This window comes from Pseudomonas sp. GM78 (assembly GCF_000282475.1).
In the GTDB taxonomy this organism is placed as follows: Bacteria; Pseudomonadota; Gammaproteobacteria; order Pseudomonadales; family Pseudomonadaceae; genus Aquipseudomonas.
This window is the reverse complement of the sequence record NZ_AKJF01000200.1, coordinates 85,685-108,523: the sequence shown is the minus strand read 5'-3', so window position 1 is coordinate 108,523 and position 22,839 is coordinate 85,685. Positions and strand designations below refer to the sequence as shown.

Genomic DNA, 22,839 nt, shown 5'->3' with positions numbered 1-22,839 from the left:
GAGCCAGCCTGCTGGCGATGGTGTGTCAGACACATTGATGTCGACTGACACACCATCGCCAGCAGGCTGGCTCCCACAGGTTTACAGCACAGGGTTTAGGACTGTTTTTCGAACTTCAAATCCCAAACGCCATGCCCAAGACGTTCGCCACGGCGTTCGAACTTGGTGATCGGGCGCTCGGCCGGGCGTGGCACGCACTTGCCGTCTTCGGCGAGGTTGCGGTAACCCGGGGCAACGTTCATCACTTCCAGCATGTATTCGGCATACGGTTCCCAGTCGGTGGCCATGTGCAGGATACCGCCGACTTTCAACTTGCTCCGCACCAGCTCGGCGAAGGATGCCTGAACGATGCGACGCTTGTGGTGACGGCTCTTGTGCCATGGGTCCGGGAAAAACAGCATCAGGCGATCAAGGCTGTTATCGGCCACGCAGCGGTTGAGCACTTCGATGGCATCGCAATCGTAGACCCGCAGGTTGGTCAAACCCTGGGTCAACACGCCGTTGAGCAGCGCGCCAACACCCGGACGGTGAACCTCGACGCCGATGAAATCCTGCTCCGGCGCCGCCGCAGCCATTTCCAGCAGCGAATGGCCCATGCCGAAACCGATCTCCAGCGAACGCGGTGCCGAGCGACCGAACACCTGGTCGAAGTCCACCGGCGCGTCGGCCAGGGGCAGCACAAACAGTGGCGCGCCCTGCTCCAGGCCACGTTGCTGGCCTTCGGTCATGCGCCCGGCGCGCATCACGAAACTCTTGATGCGGCGGTGTTGGCGCTCGTCGCCTTCTTCCGTCTGGATTGGCGTGTCGTTCGATTCAGTCATCAATGGCTCTTACTTGATCAGACCATCCAGCGGCGAAGAGGCGCTGGCATAGAGTTTTTTCGGCATGCGGCCGGCGAGGTAGGCCAGGCGGCCTGCGACGATCGCGTGTTTCATGGCTTCGGCCATCATGATCGGCTGCTGGGCGTGGGCGATGGCCGAGTTCATCAGCACCGCATCACAGCCCAGCTCCATGGCGATGGTGGCGTCGGAAGCTGTGCCGACACCGGCATCCACCAGCACCGGGATTTTCGCTTCTTCGAGGATGATCTGCAGGTTGTACGGGTTGCAGATCCCCAGGCCCGAACCGATCAGGCCGGCCAGCGGCATGACCGCGATGCAGCCGATTTCCGCCAGCTGACGGGCGATGATCGGGTCATCGCTGGTGTAGACCATCACGTCGAAGCCTTCCTTGACCAGCGATTCGGCGGCCTTGATGGTTTCGATCACGTTGGGGAACAGGGTTTTCTGATCCGCCAGCACTTCCAACTTAACCAGGTTGTGACCATCGAGCAGCTCACGGGCCAGGCGGCAGGTGCGCACGGCCTCGACAGCGTCGTAGCAACCGGCGGTGTTCGGCAGGAAGGTGTAGCGATCCGGCGAGAGGAAATCCAGCAGGTTCGGTTCGCCCGCGTTCTGGCCGAGGTTGGTGCGGCGCACGGCGAAGGTGACGATCTCGGCACCCGAGGCCTCGATGGCCAGGCGGGTTTCTTCCATGTCACGGTACTTGCCGGTACCGACCAGCAAACGCGACTGGTAAGTACGACCGGCCAGGACGAAAGGCTTGTCGCTACGAACGATGCTCATGGGGAATCCTCTGTAGGGGTGAGGGTCTTGCAGAATTCTGTCGGCCCTTGGGCCACGGGCTAGCCGCCACCGATGGCGTGCACCACTTCGACATTATCGCCGTCGTTCAACGCAGTGTCTGCGTGCTGGCTGCGCGGGACGATATCCAGATTGAGTTCGACCGCCACCCGGCGTCCGGTCAGGTCCAGACGGGTCAGCAGGGCCGCAACGGTTTCACCGTCGGGCAGTTCAAAGGATTCGCCGTTCAACTGAATGCGCATGTCGAATGCCGCCATCATTTTTTGGGGCTGGCATTCTAGCCCGATCGTGACCTAAAGGTCAGCAACAAGCGTCAAGCGGTCAGCGGCAGGCGCCAGGCGGCGAGCCCCAGGCAGAGCCAGCCGGCGAGGAAGGCCAGGCCACCGAATGGGGTGACGATGCCGAGCTTGCTGACACCCATCAGCGTCAGCACGTACAGGCTGCCGGAGAACAGCACGATGCCGATGGCAAACGAAGCGCCGGCCCAGGTCACGAGGCGACCGGGAATCTGCGTAGCCAGCAACGCCACGCCCAGCAATGCCAGGGTATGCACCAGCTGATAGGTGACGCCGGTATGGAAAATCGCCAGGTATTCGGCGCTCAGGCGGTTTTTCAGGCCGTGGGCGGCAAACGCCCCGAGACCGACACCGGTGAAGCCGAAAAAAGCGGCCAGCATCAAAAAGCCACGCAGCATGAAGAACTCCAGTCAGTCTCGATCAACAGGGTCTGTATAATGGCCCGCTCAACGGGTTCGGCCAAGCCATCTCTATGCTGCGTATCTATTTCCGCCATTTCATCAAGGCCGTGCTCTGGTTCATGGGCGGCAGCGTATTGCTGGTGCTGATTTTCCGCGTGGTGCCTCCTCCGGGAACGGCCTTGATGGTCGAGCGCAAGATCGAATCCTGGTTCGACGGCGAACCCATTGACCTGCAGCGCACCTGGAAGCCGTGGGAAGAAATTTCCGACGACCTGAAAGTTGCGGTGATTGCGGGCGAAGACCAGAAATTCCCCGAGCACTGGGGGTTCGACGTGAATGCGATCAAGGCGGCACTGGCCCATAACGAACTCGGCGGTTCGATTCGCGGCGCCAGCACCCTCAGCCAGCAGGTGTCGAAAAACCTGTTCCTGTGGTCTGGCCGCAGCTGGTTGCGCAAAGGCCTGGAAGCTTGGTTTACCGGGTTGATCGAAGTGTTCTGGCCCAAGCAGCGGATTCTTGAGGTGTACCTCAATAGCGTCGAATGGGACGACGGGGTATTTGGCGCCGAGGCGGCGGCCAGGCATCACTTTGGTACAAGCGCAAAAGGCCTCAGTCGCCAGCAATCGAGCTTGCTGGCCGCCGTGTTGCCGAACCCGCGAGTGTGGAGTGCCAGCCATCCGACCGCTTACGTGGCGCGACGTGCGGGCTGGATTCGGCGGCAGATGAGTCAGTTGGGTGGGGACAGTTATTTGGTAGGGCTCAACGATTCACGCCGGGCACTTTGGGAACAATGATCCCCAAAGCAAAAGATCGCAGCCTTCGGCAGCTCCTACAGGGTGTACATCATTCCAATGTAGGAGCTGCCGAAGGCTGCGATCTTTTGCTCTTCAAACAAAAAACGCCCCGATCATTGATCGGGGCGTTTTTTATTGCCTTCGCGCAGGTTACGCCGCGATCGACAATTTGAGCTTGTTCATCGCGCTCTTCTCGAGCTGACGGATACGCTCGGCCGACACGTTGTACTTCTGCGCCAGGTCGTGCAGCGTGGACTTTTCTTCTGCCAGCCAGCGCTGGTAGAGGATGTCGCGGCTACGGTCGTCCAGCACTTCCAGCGCTTCGTGCAGGTTGTGGTTGGAGTTGTCGCTCCAGTCGGCATCTTCCAGTTGACGGGCCGGGTCGTACCGGTGGTCTTCCAGATAGTTGGCCGGCGACTGGAAGGCGCTGTCGTCGTCGGCTTCAGCAGCCGGGTCGAAGGCCATGTCGTGACCGGTCAGGCGACTTTCCATCTCGCGCACTTCCCGCGGCTCGACCCCGAGGCTTTCCGCCACACGGTGGACTTCCTCGTTGTTCAGCCAGGCCAGGCGTTTTTTCTGGCTGCGCAGGTTGAAGAACAGCTTGCGCTGGGCCTTGGTGGTCGCGACTTTGACGATCCGCCAATTACGCAGGATGAATTCGTGGATCTCAGCCTTGATCCAGTGCACGGCAAAGGACACCAGGCGCACGCCCATTTCCGGGTTGAAGCGCTTTACGGCCTTCATCAGGCCGACGTTACCTTCCTGGATCAGGTCAGCCTGAGCCAGGCCGTAGCCGGAATAGCTACGGGCGATATGTACGACAAAACGCAGGTGGGCGAGCACCATCTGCCGAGCCGCCTCAAGATCCTGCTCATAATAGAGACTCTCGGCCAGTTCACGCTCCTGCTCCGGCGTCAGCAATGGAATGCTGTTGACGGTGTGCACATAGGCCTCCAGGTTCGCACCCGGGACCAGAGCATATGCAGGCTGCAAAGAATTGGTCATACGAAAAAACCTCCCACTTACATACTCGTGCCATTGGCACTGCGAAAATTGACCGGAAACCGCAAGACAAGTTCCCTTAGAAACTGCAAGGTCAATCACGCGCAAAAAAGATTCTACTTCGGCGCCAGCTCCCTGAGATGACGTGCGACTGCAATCCATGCACCGATATAACCCAACAGCACCGCGCCAAGCAAGAGAGACAGACCGTCGGCAACCGGTACACCGGCCAGGGCGAAATCACTCCCGTACAACCCGGCCAGCCCGACCACCGCATCGTTCAGCCAGTTCAGGCCGAACGCCAATACGCCCCAGGAAAGAATCCCCGCACCGAAACCATACAGCGCCCCCATATAGAGAAAGGGCCTGCGCACATAGCTGTCAGTGCCGCCCACGAGTTTAATCACTTCTATCTCTGTGCGGCGGTTTTCAATATGAAGACGAATGGTATTGCCTATCACCAAAAGTAATGCAGAAACCAGAAGCACGGTCAGACCGAAGACAAATCGGTCGCCCAGCTTGAGGATGGCTGCCAGACGCTCGACCCAGACTAGATCAAGCTGCGCCTGTTGTACCTTGGGCAGTTCGGAAAGTTTTTGTCTTAATGCTTCAAGGGCCGGCTTGTCGACCTCCGTCGGCGTTACCAGCACCACGCCAGGCAGCGGGTTTTCCGGCAGCTCCTTGAGCGCTTCGCCCAGGCCCGACTGTTGCTGGAACTCTTCCAGCGCCTGATCCCGACCGACGTATTCGGCATCGGCCACCCCAGGGATGCCCTTGATCTGTTCGCGCAACGCCTCGCCATCCGTCGGGCTGGCCTCGAGTTGCAGGTACAGGGAAATCTGCGCCGCGCGCTGCCAGGAACCGCCGAGGCGTTCGACGTTACTTAGCAAAAGTGACAGGCCCATGGGCAAACTCAAGGCCACTGCCATCACCATGCAGGTGAAAAAGCTGCCGATGGGCTGCTTGCCCAGGCGACGCAAGCTGTCCAGCAGGCTGGCGCGATGGCTTTCGATCCAGGCACGCAACAGCGTGGCGAAATCCGGACCATCATCGTCGTCGCGTTTTTTCTTCTGCGGTTGCGGGTCGGCAGCCTTGGGGGCCACGCGCTCGGAAACCTTTGGACTGCGAGTAGCACTCATTCGCCGGCCTCCCCATCGCCGATCAATCGGCCGCGTTGCAGTGTCAGCATGCGGTGGCGCATGCGCGCGATCAGCGCCAGGTCGTGGCTGGCGATCAGCACACTGGTACCCAGGCGATTGATGTCTTCGAACACACCCATGATTTCAGCCGCCAGACGCGGGTCGAGGTTACCGGTTGGTTCGTCCGCCAGCAGCAGCGCCGGGCGGTGAACGATGGCGCGGGCGATGCCGACGCGTTGCTGCTGGCCGGTAGACAGGTCGCCAGGATACAGATCGGTCTTGTCCGACAGCGCCACGCGCTCCAGGGCCGAGTCCACGCGCTTGGCGATTTCGGCCTTGGACAGACCGAGGATCTGCAACGGCAGCGCGACGTTATTGAACACCGTGCGATCGAACAGCAACTGGTGGTTCTGGAACACCACGCCGATCTGCCGACGCAGGAATGGAATCTGTGCGTTGCTGATGGTGCTCAGGTCTTGCCCGGCCAGCAGCAGCTTGCCGCTGGTCGGGCGCTCCATGGCCAGCAACAGCCGCAACAAGGTGCTCTTGCCGGCGCCGGAATGGCCCGTGACAAACAAAAATTCGCCCCGACGGACTCGAAAGCTCAGCTCATGCAAGCCGACGTGACCGTTCGGGTAGCGTTTACCGACCTGTTCGAAACGAATCATGAACGCTCCCGCTCGGCAAACAGTGCCTGGACAAAGGGTTCAGCTTCAAAAGTGCGCAAATCGTCGATGCCTTCACCGACGCCGATGTAGCGGATCGGCAGGCCAAACTGCTTGGCCAGGGCGAAAATCACCCCGCCCTTGGCGGTCCCGTCGAGCTTGGTCAGCGCCAGGCCGGTCAGTTCGACGGTCTGGTTGAATTGCTTGGCCTGGTTGATGGCGTTCTGGCCGGTGCCGGCATCGAGTACCAGCAACACCTCGTGCGGCGCGTCGGCATCGAGCTTGCCGATCACCCGGCGAACCTTTTTCAGCTCTTCCATCAGGTTGTCTTTGGTGTGCAGGCGACCGGCGGTGTCGGCGATCAGCACATCGATGCCACGGGCCTTGGCGGCTTGCACGGCGTCGAAGATCACCGAAGCCGAGTCGGCCCCGGTGTGCTGGGCGATGACCGGAATCTTGTTGCGCTCGCCCCAGACCTGCAATTGCTCGACCGCGGCAGCACGGAAGGTGTCGCCGGCGGCCAGCATGACTTTCTTGCCTTCCAGCTGCAGCTTCTTCGCCAGTTTGCCAATGGTGGTGGTTTTACCGGCGCCGTTGACGCCCACCACCAGGATCACGAAAGGCTTGTTCTGCGAGGTGATTTTCAGCGGCTGCTCGACGGGCTTGAGCATGGCTGCCAGCTCGGCTTGCAGGGATTTGTACAACGCATCGGCATCGGCCAGTTCCTTGCGCGCAACCTTCTGGGTCAGGCGCTGGATGATCACCGAAGTGGCCTCCACACCGACATCGGCGGTCAGCAGGCGGGTTTCGAGGTCATCGAGCAGCTCGTCATCGATGGCTTTCCTGCCCAGGAACAGGCTGGCCATGCCTTCGCCGATGCTGGCACTGGTCTTGGACAGGCCTTGCTTGAGACGGGCGAAGAACCCGGCTTTGGTTTCTTCGGTGCGAACCGGCTCGACTGGAACTTCGACGGGGGCAGCGGCAACAGGAGTAATAACTGGTGCAGGTGCAGGTGCAGGTGCAGGTGCAGGTGCAGGCTCTGGCTCTGGCTCTGGCGTTTGAACAATCGGCGCAACCGGTGCAACCGGCGGCACAAATGCAGCAGCCGCAGGCATTGGCGCAGCCTCGACGACCGGTGCCACGACCGGCTCGACCACGGGTGCCTGAACCGGCTCAGGCGCCGATACCGTCTGCACCGGAATTGGCGGCGTCACGTGCGGCGCCAGCTCATCTTCAACCAGCGCCACCGGTTCTTCCGCCACCGGCAAGGTCAACCAGGGCTCGGAGACCGGAGTCAGTGGCAATTCGGCGACGATTTCAGGCGCCGCCTCTACAACCGGTTGCAGCACCGGCTCGGCGATCGGCAGCACAACTGGCGCAGGTTCGGCAGCATTTACTACCGGCGCAGGCGTTGGCTCAGGAAGTGGTTGTGGCTGTTCGACGACGGGTTCCTGCGGCTTTTTGCGCAGCCATCCGAACAGGCTTTTCTTTTCGCCAGCCGTAGCTGGGGTCTTCTTGTCGTCGTTGGAACCAAACATGGGGGACGGCTATCTCACGGTAGCGACGCGCCAACGGGCGCCCCGGCAAATGAATATTCGATGCAGAACAGACTGCGATTGATCCAGCTTGTTCATGCGCAACATTTTGTCGAGGTGCAAAAGGCACCCTGCAAAAACGATTTCACTAAGGACTGATGGCGGAAAATCGGCGAAAAAGCAGAGTTTAGTTGATAAACCATAGCTTACGGCCGCAAACCCAAACAACCTGATCAAACGCAAAGGCCTGATAGGCGTGGCCGCCAGTAAAACGGATCAGTATCCTAGCACCCTCTCGCCCGCTGACGCTAAGAACAAGCGGGCAGCCCCAAAGGTTTAAAAACGAATGAATGCCCTAGCCCGCCGCGCTGCAGGCCTGCTGCTCAGCACACTTTGCCTGCCCCTTTCGGCCCTGGCGGCCGACCCGCAACCGACCCACGAATTCACCCTCGACAACGGCTTGAAGGTCGTCGTGCGCGAAGACCATCGCGCGCCGGTGGTGGTTTCCCAGGTCTGGTACAAGGTTGGCTCCAGCTATGAGACGCCCGGCCAGACCGGCCTGTCCCATGCCCTGGAACACATGATGTTCAAGGGCAGCGAGAAAGTCGGCCCCGGCGAAGCGTCGCTGATCCTGCGCGACCTCGGCGCCGAAGAAAACGCCTTCACCAGCGACGACTTCACGGCGTACTACCAGGTCCTGGCCCGCGACCGCCTGGGTGTGGCCTTCGAACTGGAAGCCGACCGCATGGCCAGCCTGCGCCTGCCGCCCGACGAGTTCGCCCGCGAGATCGAAGTCATCAAGGAAGAACGGCGCCTGCGCACCGACGACAAACCCATGTCCAAGGCCTATGAGCGCTTCAAGGCCATGGCTTACCCGGCCAGCGGCTATCACACGCCGACCATTGGCTGGATGGCCGACCTGGACCGCATGAAAGTCGAGGAGCTGCGTCACTGGTACCAATCCTGGTACGTGCCGAACAACGCCACGCTGGTGGTGGTCGGCGACGTCACGCCGGACGAGGTCAAGACCCTGGCCCAGCGCTACTTCGGCCCGATCGCCAAGCGTGAGGTACCGGCGGCGAAGATTCCGCTGGAACTGGCCGAGCCCGGCGAACGCCAGATCACTCTGCACGTGAAGACCCAATTGCCCAGCCTGATGCTGGCCTTCAACGTGCCGAGCATCGCGACCGCCGAAGACAAGCGTCTGGTCAATGCCTTGCGATTGATTTCGGCCCTGCTTGACGGCGGCTACAGCGGACGCATCCCGACGCAACTGGAGCGCGGCGAAGAACTGGTGTCCGGCGGCTCGTCGAGTTACGACGCCTACACCCGTGGTGATAGCCTGTTCACCCTGTCGGCAACGCCCAACAGCCAGAAGAACAAGACCATCGCCCAGGCCGAAGCCGGTTTGTGGAAGCTGCTTGAACAACTGAAAACCACCGCGCCGACCACCGAAGAACTGGAACGCGTACGGGCACAGGTCATCGCCGGCCTGGTTTACGAGCGCGACTCGATCACCAGCCAGGCCACCGCCATCGGCCAGCTGGAGACCGTCGGCCTGTCGTGGAAGCTGATGGACACCGAGCTCGCCGAGCTGGAAAGCGTGACACCGCAAGACATCCAGAACGCCGCCAAGCTGTATTTCACCCGCGAACGTCTCAGCGTCGCCCATGTTCTGCCGGAGGAGACGACTCATGAGTGAACATAAAAAACCGCGCCTGGCCCTGCTCAGCCTGATCGCAGTCGCCCTGATCGGCTCTGCTGCATTCTATTTCTCCAAAACCAATGACTCGGTTGCCAGCGAAGCGCTGGACAAGGCCAAGGCCAGCCAGAAGCTGCAATCGCTGACCGAACTCAACGGCAAGGCGCCAAGCCACCGCACACTCGACGTACAGACCTGGAGCACCGCCGAAGGCGCCAAGGTGCTGTTCGTCGAAGCCCGTGAGCTGCCGATGTTCGACATGCGCCTGATCTTTGCCGCCGGCAGCAGCCAGGACGGCAACGCACCTGGCCTGGCGCTGTTGACCAACGCCATGCTCAACGAAGGCGTGGCCGGTAAGGATGTCAGCGCCATTGCCCAGGGCTTCGAAGGCCTGGGCGCCGATTTCGGCAACGGTGCCTATAAAGACATGGCGGTGGCGTCTCTGCGCAGCCTCAGCGCCGCCGACAAGCGCGAACCGGCGTTGAAGCTGTTCGCAGAAGTCGTCGGCAAACCGACCTTCCCCGCCGACTCGTTTACCCGCATCAAGAACCAGATGCTTGCCGGCTTCGAATACCAGAAACAGAACCCCGGCAAACTCGCCAGCCTCGAGTTGATGAACCGCCTGTACGGCGAACACCCGTACGCGCACGCCAGCGATGGCACGGCGCAAACCGTTCCGGCCGTCACCCTCGCGCAACTGCGCGGGTTCCACCAGAAAGCCTATGCCGCGGGCAACGTAGTGATCGCGCTGGTCGGCGACCTGTCTCGCGCCGAAGCCGAAGCCATTGCCGCCCAGGTCAGCGCCGCCCTGCCCAAAGGCCCGGCCCTGCCGAAGATCGAGCAACCCGCCGAACCCAAGGCCAGCATCGGCCACATCGAGTTCCCATCCAAGCAAACCAACCTGATGCTCGCGCAACTGGGCATCGACCGTGACGATCCGGATTACGCGGCTCTGTCCATGGGCAACCAGATCCTCGGCGGTGGCGGTTTCGGTACGCGGCTGATGAGCGAAGTGCGCGAGAAGCGTGGCCTGGCGTATGGTGTGTACTCAGGTTTCAGCCCGATGCAGGTACGCGGCCCGTTCATGATCAACCTGCAGACCCGCGCCGAGATGAGCGAAGGCACCCTGAAACTGGTGCAGGATGTGCTCGCCGACTACCTCAAGACCGGCCCGACCGAAAAAGAACTCGACGATGCCAAGCGCGAACTGGCCGGCAGCTTCCCGCTGTCCACCGCCAGCAACGCCGATATCGTCGGCCAGCTGGGTGCGATCGGCTTCTACGACTTGCCGCTCAATCACCTGGAAGAATTCATGCAACAGTCGCAGAACCTGACCGTCGAGCAGGTCAAGGCGGCCATGAACAAACACCTGAGCACGGACAAACTGGTCATCGTCAGCGCTGGCCCGACCGTGCCGCAAAAGCCGTTACCGGCCCCAACTGATAAACCCGCCGAGCAACCGCTCGGGGTTCCGGAGCATTAATGGCCACTTCTCGCCCGAAAAAACCTGTCCACAACGTGCATAACGGTGTGAACCAGCTGCGCATCATCGGCGGCGAATGGCGCAGCCGCAAGCTGAGCTTCCCCGACGCGCCGGGCCTGCGCCCGACGCCAGACCGGGTGCGTGAGACCCTGTTCAACTGGCTCGCACCCTACGTCCCGGGCGCCAAGGTGTTCGATCCGTTCGCCGGTAGCGGCGCACTGTTCCTCGAGGCACTGTCCCGTGGCGCCGCGATGGGCCAGGCGCTGGACGCCAGTAGCCTTGCGGTATCGAGCATCAAGGAGCACCTGGGTACCCTGCGCTGCACCACCGGCCAGATTCAAACGGCCGACGCCTTGCGCTACCTGGAAACCCAGGCCGCCGTTGCCTACGACCTGGTGTTCCTCGACCCGCCGTTCAACCAGAACCTGCTGCCGACCGTTTGCGCCCTGCTTGAAGAGCGCCAGTGGCTGGCGGATGACGCCTGGGTCTACACCGAAAGCGAAAACGCACCCTCGACCCTCGGCCTGCCAGGCAACTGGCGCCTGCACCGGGAGCAAAAATCCGGACGGGTCTATTATTCATTGTGGCAACGTATGGCAGAGATCGCCGGTTAACCGACCGGCCTGAACAAGGCGCGCGCCGCAATGCAGGCGTGCGCCACTGCATAGAGACCCATCGTGTTCCATCCGCCAGAACGCTTCACCCCGGCCTTCGGCCTCGGCAATCCGCACTTGCAGACCTTGTGGGGCCCGCTGTGGCGCAAAACCACCCACCTGCAACGTGAGCGCGAACGCCTGTGGCTGGAGGATGGCGACTTCCTCGACCTCGACTGGCATGGCCCGCACACCCTCGATGCGCCTTTGGTCCTGGTGTTGCACGGACTTACCGGCTCGTCGAATTCACCTTACGTTGCCGGGATACAGAAAGCGCTGGGCGACCAGGGCTGGGCCAGTGTCGCGCTGAATTGGCGCGGCTGCTCCGGCGAACCCAACCTCTTGCCGCGCAGCTACCATTCCGGCGCCAGTGAAGACCTGGCCGAAACCATCAGGCACCTGCGGGCAAAACGCCCTCTCGCGCCGTTGTATGCCGTCGGATACTCCCTGGGCGGCAATGTGCTGCTCAAGCATCTGGGCGAAACCGGCAGCGCCAGCGGCGTGCTCGGTGCGGTGGCGGTGTCGGTGCCGTTTCGCCTGGACCAGTGCGCCGACCGCATCGGCCAGGGTTTCTCCAAGGTCTATCAGGCGCACTTCATGCGCGAGATGCTGGCCTACATCAAGAACAAGCAACGGCAGTTTCAGCATGACGGCCGCGAAGAAGGCCTCGCGACCCTCGCGGCCCTCGGCTCGCTGGAAAACATGCGCACGTTCTGGGATTTCGATGGCCGGGTGACCGCGCCGCTCAATGGTTTCGCGGATGCTCACGACTACTATCGCCGCGCATCGAGCCGCTACTTCCTCGGCGAGATCTGTACGCCGACCCTGATTATCCACGCAGCCGACGACCCCTTCGTTTTTCCCCACAGCCTGCCGCACGCTGACGAGTTGTCAGCCTGCACGCAATTCGAATTACAGGCCCGGGGCGGGCATGTCGGCTTCGTCGATGGCACCTTCCGCCAACCGGGGTACTACCTGGAGCGACGCATCCCGCAGTGGCTGGCCAGCATGGGTCGCGGGTAAGCCATGGATAACGCCCAGGGCGAGTCCATCCACTTCTGGCAAACGGCGCCGCTGGCCGGAGTCGAGCTGTTGTCGGCACGCTACATCGAGCACCGTTTCGCCCCCCATGTGCATGACGGCTATGTGATCGGCATGATCATGGCTGGCGCCCAGCGTTACCGTTACCGCGGCGCCGAACACCTGGCCGGCAGCGGCACATTGGTGCTGATCAACCCTGATGAACTGCACACCGGCCACAAGGGCACGGAGGACGGCTGGCTGTACCGGGCGTTCTATCCCGACAGCGGGCAGATTCTTTCACTGCTGGCCGAGCTGGAACTGCCGACCCATCACCTGCCGGCGTTTGGCGCCACGCTGTATCGCGACCAGGATCTGGTGAACGGCTTCTGTCAGTTGCATCGCTTGCTGGAAAGCCCGGCCACCGCACTGCAGCAACAAACCGCCTGGCGGGAACTGATGCTGTCACTGCTGCAACGTCATGCGGCGGTGCCGGTTGCCGGCAAACCGGGCAAGGAGCACCGGGCGGTGACATTGGCCAAGGACCTGCTGCACGCGCAATTGGCGGCGCCGCCCTCGCTGGAAGAACTGGCAGCAGCGGTGAACCTGTCGCCTTTCCACTTCGCCCGGGTATTCCGCCGCGCCACCGGCATGCCGCCGCACACCTGGCTGATGCAACAGCGCATCGCCCGGGCGCGGGCGTTGTTGCAGGGCGGCTGTTTGCCGCTGGACGTCGCGACGCAACTGGGTTTTGCCGACCAGAGCCACCTGAGCCGGCAATTCAAGCAGGTGTATGGGGTTGGGCCTGGGGCGTATCGCAGCGCGCGCCTTTTTTGATTTTTATTCGCCGGTGGCAACACCGCGAGCCGGATCATTGATCCACTCACTCCACGACCCGGCATACAACGCCCCCAACGGATAACCCGCCAGGCACAGGGCAAACAGGTTATGGCACGCCGTCACGCCAGACCCGCAATACGCCACCAGATCGGCCGGCGAACGCCCGCCGAGTTTCGCGGCAAACCGCTGTTTGAGCTGATCGGCTGGCAGGAAACGCCCGTCGCTGCCCAGGTTGTCGGTGAAGGCCGCACATTGCGCACCGGGGATGTGCCCGGCAATCGGATCGATCGGTTCGACTTCGCCCTTGAAGCGCGGCAAGGCGCGGGCATCGAGCAAGGTCAGCGAGGGCTGGGCCAGTCGCTCCTGCAACTGCTCGGCGCTGAGGATCAGCGCGTTTTCCGGCACGCCGGTAAATGCGCCGCGACCGGTCGACGGTGGATCAAGGCTCAGGGGCAGGCCCGCCGCGTGCCAGGCCTTGAGCCCGCCATCGAGGATGAACACGCCGTCACGCTTGCCCAGCCAGGCCAGCAGCCACCAGGCCCGCGCCGCAAAGGCACCCGGCCCGTCGTCATATAAAACCACTTCGCTGTCGGCGTTGATGCCCCAGGCCTGCAGGCGTTCGATCAGGTCGGCCGGCTCGGGCAATGGATGACGCCCGGTCACGCCCTTGATCACTTTGCCACTCAGGTCGCGCTCGAGATCGGCAAAAGACGAGCCGCCGATGTGCCCTTGTGCGTAGCTGCGCTGGCCGTAATCCGGGTCTTCAAGAGCAAAACGACAATCAAGAATCACCAACCCCGGCTGGTCCTTTTTCAGGTCCAGTGCTTGCGGGCTGATCAGTTGCGCAATGGGCATAACGGGCTCCTGTGATGGGCAGTTTTCGATCCTGCTGAATTCGTTATTTCATACTTCTTCCAATGCCTGGGCCAACGGCACGTAAAACTCTTCGAACAGCGCATCGACCGCGTCACGCGCCTGGTCCGTGACGAAACCCGCCTCCAGCACCAGTACCTGGTACACGCCGCGCTTGATGGCCTGCTCGCTGAGGTGGCTGGAGTTTTCCCGCGTGGTGCACAAAAAACGCACCCAGGAGGTGAGGATGATCCACGCATTGATCGTCAGGGACTCGATCTGCACCCGATCCATCTTCAGGATGCCGGCGGCGACAAAACCTTCGTAGATGGCGGCGCCCTGAATCACGCAGCGCTGGGAAAAGCGCCGGTAGCGGGCCGCCAGTTCCGGGTCACTGTCGAGCAAGTGCTCCAGGTCCCGGTGCAGGAACCGGTAGCGCCACATGGCTGACAACAGCTCCTTGAGGTAGAAGCGCTTGTCTTCCACCGTGGCGGCGCGCCCCTGTGGCGGGCGCAGGAAACTGTCCACCAGGCTCTCATACTCGCTGAACAGCACGGCGATGATCGCCTGCTTGTTGGGGAAGTGGTAGTACAGGTTGCCCGGAGAAATCTCCATGTGGGCGGCGATGTGGTTGGTGCTGATGCTGCGCTCGCCCTGCTGGTTGAACAGCTCCAGGCTGTTCTGCACGATGCGCTCGCTGGTTTTTATCCTTGGGGCCATGGCTTGAGCTTAAATTCAGAGTGCGTTGAGGGGCATCTTACGGCCTATCCGCGAGCGATAAAACAAAGCGGTGCCGAGGATGGTATTTGACTTTTTAGAGTATAGACTCTAGAAATGCTCTCACTACAATAAATCCGGAGCCCAGCATGACTGCCGACATTTCCTATCTGCAAAATCTCCAGCAGCCTCTGGAGGAGCTCCAGGCCCTGTTCGACGCACAGCGCGCGGCCTATGCCACCAACCCGATGCCACCCGCGGCCCAGCGCCAGCAATGGCTCAAGGCACTGCGGGATCTGCTGGACAACGAACGCCAGGCCCTGATCGATGCGATCAGCCAGGATTTCAGCAACCGCAGCGCCGATGAAACCCTGCTCGCCGAACTGATGCCCAGCCTGCAAGGGATTCATCACGCCAGCCGCCACCTCAAGGGCTGGATGCGCCCGTCGCGGCGCAAGGTCGGTGTCGCATTCCAGCCGGCTTCGGCGAAGGTGGTCTACCAGCCACTCGGCGTGGTCGGGGTCATCGTGCCGTGGAACTATCCGCTGTACCTGGCCATAGGGCCTTTGGTCGGCGCGTTGTCGGCGGGTAACCGGGTGATGCTCAAACTCAGCGAGTCGACCCCGGCCACCGGTTTGCTGCTCAAGGCATTGTTCGCGCGAATCTTCCCCGAAGACCTGGTCTGTGTGGTGCTGGGCGAAGCCGATATCGGCGTGGCGTTTTCACGCCTGCCCTTCGATCACCTGCTGTTCACCGGCGCCACCAGCATCGGCAAGCACGTGATGCGCGCGGCGGCGGAAAACCTCACGCCGGTCACGCTGGAACTGGGCGGCAAGTCCCCGGCCATTGTTTCCCATGACGTACCGCTCAAGGATGCCGCCGAACGCATCGCTTTCGGCAAGACCCTCAATGCCGGCCAGACCTGCGTGGCCCCGGATTACGTGCTGGTGCCGGAAGATCGCGTCGGCGCGTTCGTGGAGGCCTATCGACAGGCGGTTCGCGGTTTTTATCCGACCCTCGCCGACAACCCGGACTACACCGCGATCATCAATGACCGACAACTGGCGCGACTCAAGGGCTATGTCAGCGACGCCACCAGCAAGGGTGCGCTGCTGATTCCATTGTTCGAGCAAGGCCAGGGCCGTCGCATGGCGCATAGCCTGCTGCTCAACGTCAGCGACGAGATGACGGTGATGCAGGACGAAATCTTCGGCCCGTTGCTGCCGATCGTGCCTTACAAGCATCTGGACCAGGCGTTTGCCTACATCAACCAGCGGCCTCGCCCACTGGCGCTGTACTACTTCGGCTACGACAAGCGCGAGCAAGACCGCGTACTCAACGAGACCCATTCCGGAGGCGTGTGCCTCAACGACACCCTGCTGCACGTGGCCCAGGATGACATGCCGTTCGGCGGCATCGGCCCTTCGGGCATGGGCCATTACCACGGCCACGAAGGCTTCCTGACCTTCAGCAAGGCCAAGGGCGTGCTGATCAAGCAAAGGTTTAACGCGGCGAAACTGATCTACCCGCCCTACGGCAAAGCCATTCAGAAACTGATCCAGAAGCTGTTCATTCGCTAACGATGACCACCGCCGGGTAATAACAATAATGCACCCAAGCCTGTCCGAAACACCCGCGCTGTCACGGCGCGGCCTGCTCAAATTCAGCCTCGGCGCCAGCGCCTTTCTTGCCACCGCCGGGTTGGGCGCCAGCCTCGGCGGCTGCTCATCGAGCGTGCCGGCCAGTGGCTTCACGGCGCTGCGCAGTGGCGATTTGCAGTTTCTGCGCGCCCTTGTGCCGGTGATGCTCGACGGTGCAGTAGCGGCCGCCAGCATGCCCGAGGCTGTCGAGGGCACGCTGAAAAGCCTCGACTACAACCTCGATCACCTGTCGCCGGAAATGCTCAAGCTCACCCGGCAATTGTTCGACGTGTTGGGCATGGCCGTGACCTGCGGGCCGCTGACCGGGATCTGGGGCAGCTGGGAAAACGCCAGCGCCGAAGATATCCGCAACTTCCTCGATCGCTGGGAAAACAGCTCGTTGAGCCTGCTGCGCATGGGGCACAGCTCATTGCTGCAGCTGGTGATGATGGCCTGGTACGGGCGCAAGGAGTCATGGGCGCATTGCGGGTATCCAGGGCCGCCAACGGTTTGAGACCGTGTCGCCCCCATCGCGGGCAAGCCCGCTCCCACAGGATTGAGTCGTTCACAAAAGGTAGGACACCTCAAAACCTGTGGGAGCCGGGCTTGCCCGCGATGGCGTCATCCGCCTCACCACTGCATCCAAACCATAACAACTAGAGAATTTTAAGATGCCCGTACCCGACCCGTTCCGCGAAGGCATGGCCCGTGGCTGGAAAACCCATGACGGCTCACAACTGACCCAGGACCTGACCCTCGAAGCGGATGTGGCGATCATCGGCAGCGGTGCCGGTGGCGGGACCACGGCCGAAATCCTCAGTGCGGCCGGCTACAAGGTGCTGCTGATCGAGGAAGGCCCGCTCAAGACCAGCAGCGACTTCAAGTTGCTCGAAGACCAGGCCTACGCCAGCCTCTACCAGGAAGGCATCGGCCGCATGAGCAAGGACGGCGCGATCACCATCCTCCAGGGCCGGGCGGTGGGCGGTACCACGCTGATCAACTGGACCTCCAGCTTCCGCACGCCAGAACCAACCCTGGAACACTGGGCCAGGGAACACGACGTGAAGGGCCACTCCCCTGCTGAAATGGCGCCCTGGTTCGAGAAAATGGAACAACGCCTGGGCGTCGCTCCATGGATGGTGCCACCCAATGCCAACAACGATGTGATCCGCAAGGGCTGCGAAAAGCTCGGTTACAGCTGGCATGTCATCCCGCGCAATGTGCGCGGCTGCTGGAACCTCGGCTACTGCGGCATGGGCTGCCCGACCAACGCCAAGCAATCGATGATGGTCACGACCATTCCGGCCACCCTGGATAACGGCGGAGAGCTGCTGTATCTGGCCCGCGCCGAAAAACTCATCATCAGCGGCGACACAGTCAGCGGACTTCACTGCGTGGCGATGGACGAGCGCTGCGTCGAGCCCACCGGGCGCAGTATCAAGGTCAAGGCCAAGCATTACGTGCTGGCCGGCGGCGGCATCAACAGCCCGGCGCTGCTGTTGCGCTCCGACGCGCCCGATCCGCACAAGCGGCTGGGTACACGAACCTTCCTGCACCTGGTGAACATGTCCGCCGGCTTGTTCGACGAGGTCATCAACCCGTTCTACGGCGCGCCACAGTCGATCTACTCCGACTATTTCCAATGGCAGGATGGCACCGCTGGCAAGATTGGCTACAAACTGGAAGTCCCGCCGCTGCACCCGGCGCTGGCCGCCACCCTGCTGGGTGGCTTCGGCCAGGAAAGCGCCCGGCACATGGCCGACCTGCCGCACACCCACGCCATGCTGGCGCTGCTGCGCGACGGCTTCCACCCGGACAGTCCCGGTGGCAGCGTTCAACTGCGCAATGACGGTACCCCGGTGCTCGACTACCAGGTTTCACCCTACGTCTGGGACGGTTTGCGCCGGGCCTTCCACAGCATGGCCGAGATCCAGTTCGCCGGGGGTGCCAAGGCCGTGATGCCCATGCACGCTGATGCCCGCTACGTTAAAACCCTGGGCGAAGCGCGCACGCTGATCGACGGGCTCAACCTGGCGTTGTACCGCACGCGCTTGGGCAGCGCCCATGTGATGGGCGGTTGCAGCATGGGTGAAGACCCGAAAAATGCCGTCACCGATAGCCTTGGCCGGCATCATCAACTGGGTAATCTGTCGATCCATGACGGCTCGCTGTTCCCCACCAGCATTGGCGCAAACCCGCAGTTGTCGGTCTATGGACTGACGGCGCAACTGGCGACTTCCCTGGCCGAACGTTTAAAAAACCCATGAAAAAAGTGATTATTCCCATCGTCTATAGTGCTTTCTTACCCAACAGGCGACTTGGCCGACCGGTTTGGCTGCGATACCATCCGAATCCCCAACGCACTCCCGCCAGGACGACGCGATGAACCGAGTGTTGTACCCAGGTACCTTCGACCCTATTACCAAGGGCCATGGCGATCTGGTCGAACGCGCCTCGCGCCTGTTCGATCACGTGATCATTGCCGTTGCCGCCAGCCCGAAGAAAAACCCGTTGTTTCCCCTGGAACAGCGTGTAGAGCTGGCCCGCGAAGTCACCAAGCATCTGCCGAACGTTGAAGTGGTCGGCTTCTCGACGCTGTTGGCGCATTTTGCCAAAGAGACGAATGCCAACGTGTTCCTGCGTGGCTTGCGCGCAGTGTCGGACTTCGAATACGAATTCCAGCTGGCCAACATGAACCGCCAGCTGGCCCCGGATGTGGAAAGCCTGTTCCTTACCCCGTCCGAGCGTTATTCGTTCATTTCCTCGACGCTGGTTCGTGAAATTGCAGCCTTGGGTGGCGATATCACCAAGTTCGTGCACCCGATCGTGGCGGACGCCCTGACACAGCGCTTCAAAAAGTAGGAGCTGCCGCAGGCTGCGATCTTTTGATCTTGCCTGCGCTCTTCCTGCTCTCGATCGCACCCGGGTGCAATGCGGGCGCCAATGCGGCACAATTAGCGCATTGATTTATTGCGCCCGGGCCTGCCGCCCCGGCTGGAGTTAGCATGTCCCTGATCATCACCGACGATTGCATCAACTGCGACGTCTGCGAACCCGAGTGCCCCAACGCCGCCATTTCCCAGGGCGAAGAAATCTATGTGATCGACCCGAACCTGTGCACCCAGTGCGTCGGCCACTACGACGAACCGCAGTGCCAGCAGGTCTGCCCGGTGGATTGCATTCCTCTGGACGAAGCCCATCCAGAGACTGAAGAGCAGTTGATGGAGAAGTACCGGAAGATTACCGGGAAGGCTTGAAGTCCTGCGCTGCCTGCTCCGGCGCCATCGCGAGCAGGCTCGCTCCCACAGGGGATTTGTGAACGTTCAGCTCTGGCAGCGTGGGCAAAAAACGCTGGCGCGCTGCCCCAGTTTCACTTCCCGCAGGCCCGTGCCACAGACTTTGCAGTGCTCACCGCCGCGACCGTACACGAACAGCTCCTGCTGAAAATAACCCGGCTGCCCGTCCCCGCCGATAAAGTCGCGCAGCGTGGTGCCGCCGCGCTCGATGGCGGCCGCCAGGATGCGCTTGATCTCGATCGCCAGCTTCAGGTACCGCGCCCGGGAGATGCTTTTGGCTTCGCGACGCGGGTCGATACCGGCGGCGAACAGGGCTTCGGTCGCATAGATATTGCCGACGCCCACCACCACCGCGTTGTCCATGATGAACGGCTTGACTGCCATCGAACGCCCGCGTGACTGCTGGAACAGTCGCTCGCCATCGAACAGGTCGGTCAACGGCTCCGGCCCCAGGCGAATCAACAGCTCATGATTGAGCGGATCGAGACTCCACAGCATCGCACCAAACCGCCGCGGGTCGGTGTAGCGCAAGGCCAGGCCCGATTCCAGTTCGATATCCACATGCTCATGCTTGGCTGCCGGCAGGCCGGCTTCCACCAGGCGCAAATTCCCCGACATGCCCAAATGACTGATCAAGGTGCCGACCTCGGCATTGATCAACAGGTACTTGGCGCGCCGCTCCACCAGCACGATGCGCTGACCGGACAGGCGCACATCGAGGTCTTCGGGGATCGGCCAGCGCAAGCGGCGATCGCGCACGATCACCCGGCTGACGCGCTGGCCTTCCAGGTGCGGCGCAATCCCGCGGCGGGTGGTTTCGACTTCTGGCAGTTCAGGCATGGTGCTCTCGGATCAGGCGCTCGGTGAGAAGAGGTTCGCCGTTCAGCGGTGAGCGCCGAGGTCGCGAATAGTCTGCTTCAGGGTTTCGAAATCGTAATCCGAGAGCCCAACGTAATCGAGCACCAAATGGCCGATGCTGTTCCACTCGTGGTCTTCGGCCTGGTTACCCAGCACCCGGTAGGACGCACAAATGTGCTCGGCCATTTTCAGGATCGCCAACAGGTTTTTCAGGGCGCTGTTGCGTGACGACTCGTCGCTGAAAATCGCCAGCGCATTGTGATGATTGGCGATCGCGGCAGACACGTGATCCGGCAGGCGCCAGGACTTGGCTGTGTAATACCCGACCACGGCGTGGTTGGTGTTGAACGCCTGGTTCTCGGTGTCCACCACCCGGCAATCGGGGCCGGCGTTGGCATAGGCCTGTTCCAGCACGCTCATGTAGTTGGGGAACCGCTGCAGCATCAGCGGCACGCCGCAGTCGTGGAACAGGCCCAGGGCATAGGCTTCATCGCCGGCCTGGGCGCCAATGCGCTTGGCCAGGGTCAGGCAGGTCATCGCCACGTCCTGGGCGGTGTCCCAGAACCGGTTCAAGGTGACGATGGTGTCATCGTTCATCTCGCCCTTGATCGACTGCGCATTGATCAGGTTGATGATCGAACGGCTGCCCAGCAGATTCACGGCGCGCTGGATCGAGGCGATCTTGTTGCTCAGGCCGTAATACGGCGAGTTGACGATTTTCAGCAGGGAGCCAGAGAGGCCAGGGTCCTGGGAAATCAGCTTCGCGATCACGTCCAGATCCGGGTCGGGCATGTACTGCTCCATCTGCAGATCCACCATGATCTGCGGTTGGGCCGGCACACTGATGCCTTGCAAGGATTGCTGGATTTGTTCGGCGGTAAGCTCTTGGGACATAAGTACACACTCTGGGTCAGGCGCAGATTCTAACTTTTCTGGATTGGATCCGACACCTTGGCCGGTGCACCGATTGAAGTTTCATCTGCTCCCGGCTGACTCAACCGCATGTCCATCCACCGCGCCGCGGCCTTGTGCAACACGGTATACTCCCGCTCTTTTTTCCGGAGCGACGTCATGTCCCTGCCTAGCCTGCGCCTCAAAGCCAACGCCGACCGTCGCCTGCGCAACGGTCACCTGTGGGTCTACAGCAACGAAATCGACGTGGCTGCCACCCCGTTGCACGGCTTCAAGGCCGGCGACCAGGCGATCCTCGAAGCCGCTGGCGGCAAGCCGCTGGGCATCGTTGCGATGAGCCCGAACAACCTGATCTGCGCGCGCCTGCTGTCGCGCGACATCAAGCTGCCACTCGACAAGTCGCTGCTGGTGCATCGCCTGAACGTGGCCCTGTCGCTGCGCGATCGTCTGTTCGACAAGCCGTTCTATCGCCTGGTCTACGGCGACTCCGACCTGCTGCCAGGCCTGGTGGTCGACCGTTTCGGCGACATCCTGGTGGTGCAGATCGCTTCGGCGACCATGGAAGCCCATAAAGACGACGTGATCGCAGCGCTGACCCAAGTGCTCAAGCCAAGCGGCATTCTGTTCAAGAACGATTCCGCCGCGCGTGATGCCGAAGGCCTCAACCGCTATGTCGAAACCGTGTTCGGCCTGGTGCCGGAATGGGTTGCACTGGAAGAGAACGGCGTGAAATTCGAAGCGCCGGTCATCCAGGGCCAGAAAACCGGCTGGTTCTACGACCACCGCATGAACCGCGCACGCCTGGCGCCATACGCCAAGGGCAAACGCGTGCTCGACCTGTACAGCTACATCGGCGGCTGGGGCGTTCAAGCCGCGGCATTCGGCGCCAGTGAAGTGTTCTGCGTCGACGCCTCGGCCTTCGCCCTCGACGGTGTCGAGCGCAACGCCGCGCTGAACGGTTTCGCCGAGAAGATGACCTGCATCGAAGGCGACGTCTTCGAAGCCCTGAAAGAGCTCAAGGCCAGCGAAGAGCGCTTCGACGTGATCGTGGCCGACCCGCCAGCATTCATCAAACGCAAGAAAGACATGAAAAACGGCGAAGGCGCCTACCGCCGCCTGAACGAACAAGCCATGCGCCTGCTCACCAAGGACGGCATCCTCTTCAGCGCCTCCTGCTCGATGCACCTGCCGGAAGACGACCTGCAGAACATCCTGCTGACCAGCGCCCGCCACCTGGACCGTAACATCCAGATGCTGGAACGTGGCGGCCAGGGCCCGGATCATCCGGTGCATCCGGCCATCCCGGAAACCCGCTACATCAAGAGCATTACTTGCCGGTTGCTGCCAAACAGCTAATAACACGACACCATCTACTGTAGGAGCTCGTTCCT

The 22,839-nt window shown here is 61.8% G+C and carries 24 protein-coding genes; 12 read left to right on the top strand and 12 right to left on the bottom strand.

Features of this window, described 5'->3' with window-relative positions:
- Positions 1–95 precede the first annotated feature (95 nt).
- The 4 genes from trmB to PMI35_RS04100 form a co-directional block, all read right to left on the bottom strand.
- Positions 96–821 (bottom strand): tRNA (guanosine(46)-N7)-methyltransferase TrmB, encoded by a 726-nt coding sequence (gene trmB, locus PMI35_RS04085; protein ID WP_008065101.1) that lies wholly within the window; start codon positions 819–821, stop codon positions 96–98.
- A gap of 9 nt (positions 822–830) precedes the next feature.
- Positions 831–1,625: a thiazole synthase gene (locus PMI35_RS04090; protein WP_008065100.1), complete on the bottom strand. Its 795-nt coding sequence runs from the start codon at positions 1,623–1,625 to the stop codon at positions 831–833.
- Positions 1,626–1,684: 59 nt separating this feature from the next.
- Positions 1,685–1,885 carry a sulfur carrier protein ThiS gene (gene thiS / locus PMI35_RS04095; RefSeq protein WP_050562648.1) on the bottom strand — a complete coding sequence of 67 codons (201 nt, stop codon included), beginning with the start codon at positions 1,883–1,885 and terminating at the stop codon, positions 1,685–1,687.
- A gap of 71 nt (positions 1,886–1,956) precedes the next feature.
- Positions 1,957–2,337: a DUF423 domain-containing protein gene (locus tag PMI35_RS04100; protein WP_008065089.1), complete on the bottom strand. Its 381-nt coding sequence runs from the start codon at positions 2,335–2,337 to the stop codon at positions 1,957–1,959.
- Positions 2,338–2,411: 74 nt separating this feature from the next.
- On the opposite strand from PMI35_RS04100, the gene mtgA reads away from it, so the two are divergent.
- Positions 2,412–3,134, top strand: a complete 723-nt coding sequence (gene mtgA, locus PMI35_RS04105) for a monofunctional biosynthetic peptidoglycan transglycosylase (RefSeq protein WP_008065087.1) — start codon at positions 2,412–2,414, stop codon at positions 3,132–3,134.
- Positions 3,135–3,284: 150 nt separating this feature from the next.
- Here mtgA and rpoH read toward each other — a convergent pair whose 3' ends face one another.
- The 4 genes from rpoH to ftsY form a co-directional block, all read right to left on the bottom strand.
- Positions 3,285–4,139 carry an RNA polymerase sigma factor RpoH gene (gene rpoH, locus PMI35_RS04110; protein WP_008065085.1) on the bottom strand — a complete coding sequence of 285 codons (855 nt, stop codon included), beginning with the start codon at positions 4,137–4,139 and terminating at the stop codon, positions 3,285–3,287.
- 113 nt (positions 4,140–4,252) lie between these two features.
- Positions 4,253–5,275, bottom strand: coding sequence for a permease-like cell division protein FtsX (gene ftsX, locus PMI35_RS04115; protein ID WP_008065083.1), 1,023 nt, complete (start codon positions 5,273–5,275; stop codon positions 4,253–4,255).
- Complete coding sequence (gene ftsE, locus PMI35_RS04120) at positions 5,272–5,943, bottom strand: cell division ATP-binding protein FtsE (RefSeq protein WP_008065082.1); 672 nt, start codon at positions 5,941–5,943, stop codon at positions 5,272–5,274. The genes ftsX and ftsE overlap by 4 nt, the downstream gene beginning before the upstream one ends.
- Entirely contained in the window at positions 5,940–7,478 is a 1,539-nt protein-coding gene (ftsY, locus tag PMI35_RS04125) for a signal recognition particle-docking protein FtsY (RefSeq protein ID WP_008065081.1), read from the bottom strand. The genes ftsE and ftsY overlap by 4 nt, the downstream gene beginning before the upstream one ends.
- A 343-nt stretch (positions 7,479–7,821) precedes the next feature.
- Between ftsY and PMI35_RS04130 the strand changes: the two genes are divergently transcribed.
- The 5 genes from PMI35_RS04130 to PMI35_RS04150 all read left to right on the top strand — a co-directional run bounded on the left by PMI35_RS04130 (position 7,822) and on the right by PMI35_RS04150 (position 13,170).
- The gene (locus PMI35_RS04130) at positions 7,822–9,177 is read left to right on the top strand and encodes a M16 family metallopeptidase (RefSeq protein ID WP_008065080.1); all 1,356 of its coding nucleotides are present in this window, start codon (positions 7,822–7,824) and stop codon (positions 9,175–9,177) included.
- Positions 9,170–10,660 (top strand): M16 family metallopeptidase, encoded by a 1,491-nt coding sequence (locus PMI35_RS04135; protein ID WP_008065079.1) that lies wholly within the window; start codon positions 9,170–9,172, stop codon positions 10,658–10,660. The genes PMI35_RS04130 and PMI35_RS04135 overlap by 8 nt, the downstream gene beginning before the upstream one ends.
- Complete coding sequence (gene rsmD, locus PMI35_RS04140; protein ID WP_008065078.1) at positions 10,660–11,274, top strand: 16S rRNA (guanine(966)-N(2))-methyltransferase RsmD; 615 nt, start codon at positions 10,660–10,662, stop codon at positions 11,272–11,274. The genes PMI35_RS04135 and rsmD overlap by 1 nt, the downstream gene beginning before the upstream one ends.
- Before the next feature lie 63 nt (positions 11,275–11,337).
- Entirely contained in the window at positions 11,338–12,336 is a 999-nt protein-coding gene (locus tag PMI35_RS04145) for a hydrolase (RefSeq protein ID WP_008065077.1), read from the top strand.
- Between the two features lie 3 nt (positions 12,337–12,339).
- A complete protein-coding gene (locus PMI35_RS04150; RefSeq protein WP_008065075.1) occupies positions 12,340–13,170 on the top strand; it encodes an AraC family transcriptional regulator in 831 nt (276 codons plus the stop codon).
- A 3-nt stretch (positions 13,171–13,173) separates the two neighbouring features.
- Here PMI35_RS04150 and PMI35_RS04155 read toward each other — a convergent pair whose 3' ends face one another.
- Together PMI35_RS04155 and PMI35_RS04160 are read right to left on the bottom strand one after the other, a co-directional pair.
- Positions 13,174–14,028 carry a sulfurtransferase gene (locus PMI35_RS04155; protein WP_008065073.1) on the bottom strand — a complete coding sequence of 285 codons (855 nt, stop codon included), beginning with the start codon at positions 14,026–14,028 and terminating at the stop codon, positions 13,174–13,176.
- Between the two features lie 48 nt (positions 14,029–14,076).
- A complete protein-coding gene (locus PMI35_RS04160) occupies positions 14,077–14,745 on the bottom strand; it encodes a TetR/AcrR family transcriptional regulator (protein WP_008065071.1) in 669 nt (222 codons plus the stop codon).
- Positions 14,746–14,891: 146 nt separating this feature from the next.
- Here PMI35_RS04160 and PMI35_RS04165 point away from each other — a divergent pair, with 146 nt between their 5' ends.
- From PMI35_RS04165 to PMI35_RS04185, 5 genes are all read left to right on the top strand, one after another.
- Positions 14,892–16,322 carry a coniferyl aldehyde dehydrogenase gene (locus PMI35_RS04165; RefSeq protein WP_008065069.1) on the top strand — a complete coding sequence of 477 codons (1,431 nt, stop codon included), beginning with the start codon at positions 14,892–14,894 and terminating at the stop codon, positions 16,320–16,322.
- A gap of 28 nt (positions 16,323–16,350) precedes the next feature.
- A complete protein-coding gene (locus PMI35_RS04170; RefSeq protein ID WP_008065067.1) occupies positions 16,351–16,896 on the top strand; it encodes a hypothetical protein in 546 nt (181 codons plus the stop codon).
- Between the two features lie 157 nt (positions 16,897–17,053).
- Positions 17,054–18,649, top strand: a complete 1,596-nt coding sequence (locus tag PMI35_RS04175) for a GMC family oxidoreductase (protein WP_008065064.1) — start codon at positions 17,054–17,056, stop codon at positions 18,647–18,649.
- Between the two features lie 115 nt (positions 18,650–18,764).
- Positions 18,765–19,244 carry a pantetheine-phosphate adenylyltransferase gene (gene coaD, locus PMI35_RS04180; protein WP_008065062.1) on the top strand — a complete coding sequence of 160 codons (480 nt, stop codon included), beginning with the start codon at positions 18,765–18,767 and terminating at the stop codon, positions 19,242–19,244.
- 143 nt (positions 19,245–19,387) lie between these two features.
- Positions 19,388–19,639 carry a YfhL family 4Fe-4S dicluster ferredoxin gene (locus tag PMI35_RS04185; protein WP_003195146.1) on the top strand — a complete coding sequence of 84 codons (252 nt, stop codon included), beginning with the start codon at positions 19,388–19,390 and terminating at the stop codon, positions 19,637–19,639.
- 66 nt (positions 19,640–19,705) lie between these two features.
- Here PMI35_RS04185 and mutM read toward each other — a convergent pair whose 3' ends face one another.
- Both mutM and PMI35_RS04195 read right to left on the bottom strand, forming a co-directional pair.
- A complete protein-coding gene (gene mutM, locus PMI35_RS04190; protein WP_008065060.1) occupies positions 19,706–20,518 on the bottom strand; it encodes a bifunctional DNA-formamidopyrimidine glycosylase/DNA-(apurinic or apyrimidinic site) lyase in 813 nt (270 codons plus the stop codon).
- 42 nt (positions 20,519–20,560) lie between these two features.
- Positions 20,561–21,376: an HDOD domain-containing protein gene (locus PMI35_RS04195; protein WP_177325086.1), complete on the bottom strand. Its 816-nt coding sequence runs from the start codon at positions 21,374–21,376 to the stop codon at positions 20,561–20,563.
- Between the two features lie 231 nt (positions 21,377–21,607).
- Here PMI35_RS04195 and PMI35_RS04200 point away from each other — a divergent pair, with 231 nt between their 5' ends.
- Positions 21,608–22,804, top strand: a complete 1,197-nt coding sequence (locus PMI35_RS04200) for a class I SAM-dependent rRNA methyltransferase (protein WP_008065056.1) — start codon at positions 21,608–21,610, stop codon at positions 22,802–22,804.
- Positions 22,805–22,839: the final 35 nt, after the last annotated feature.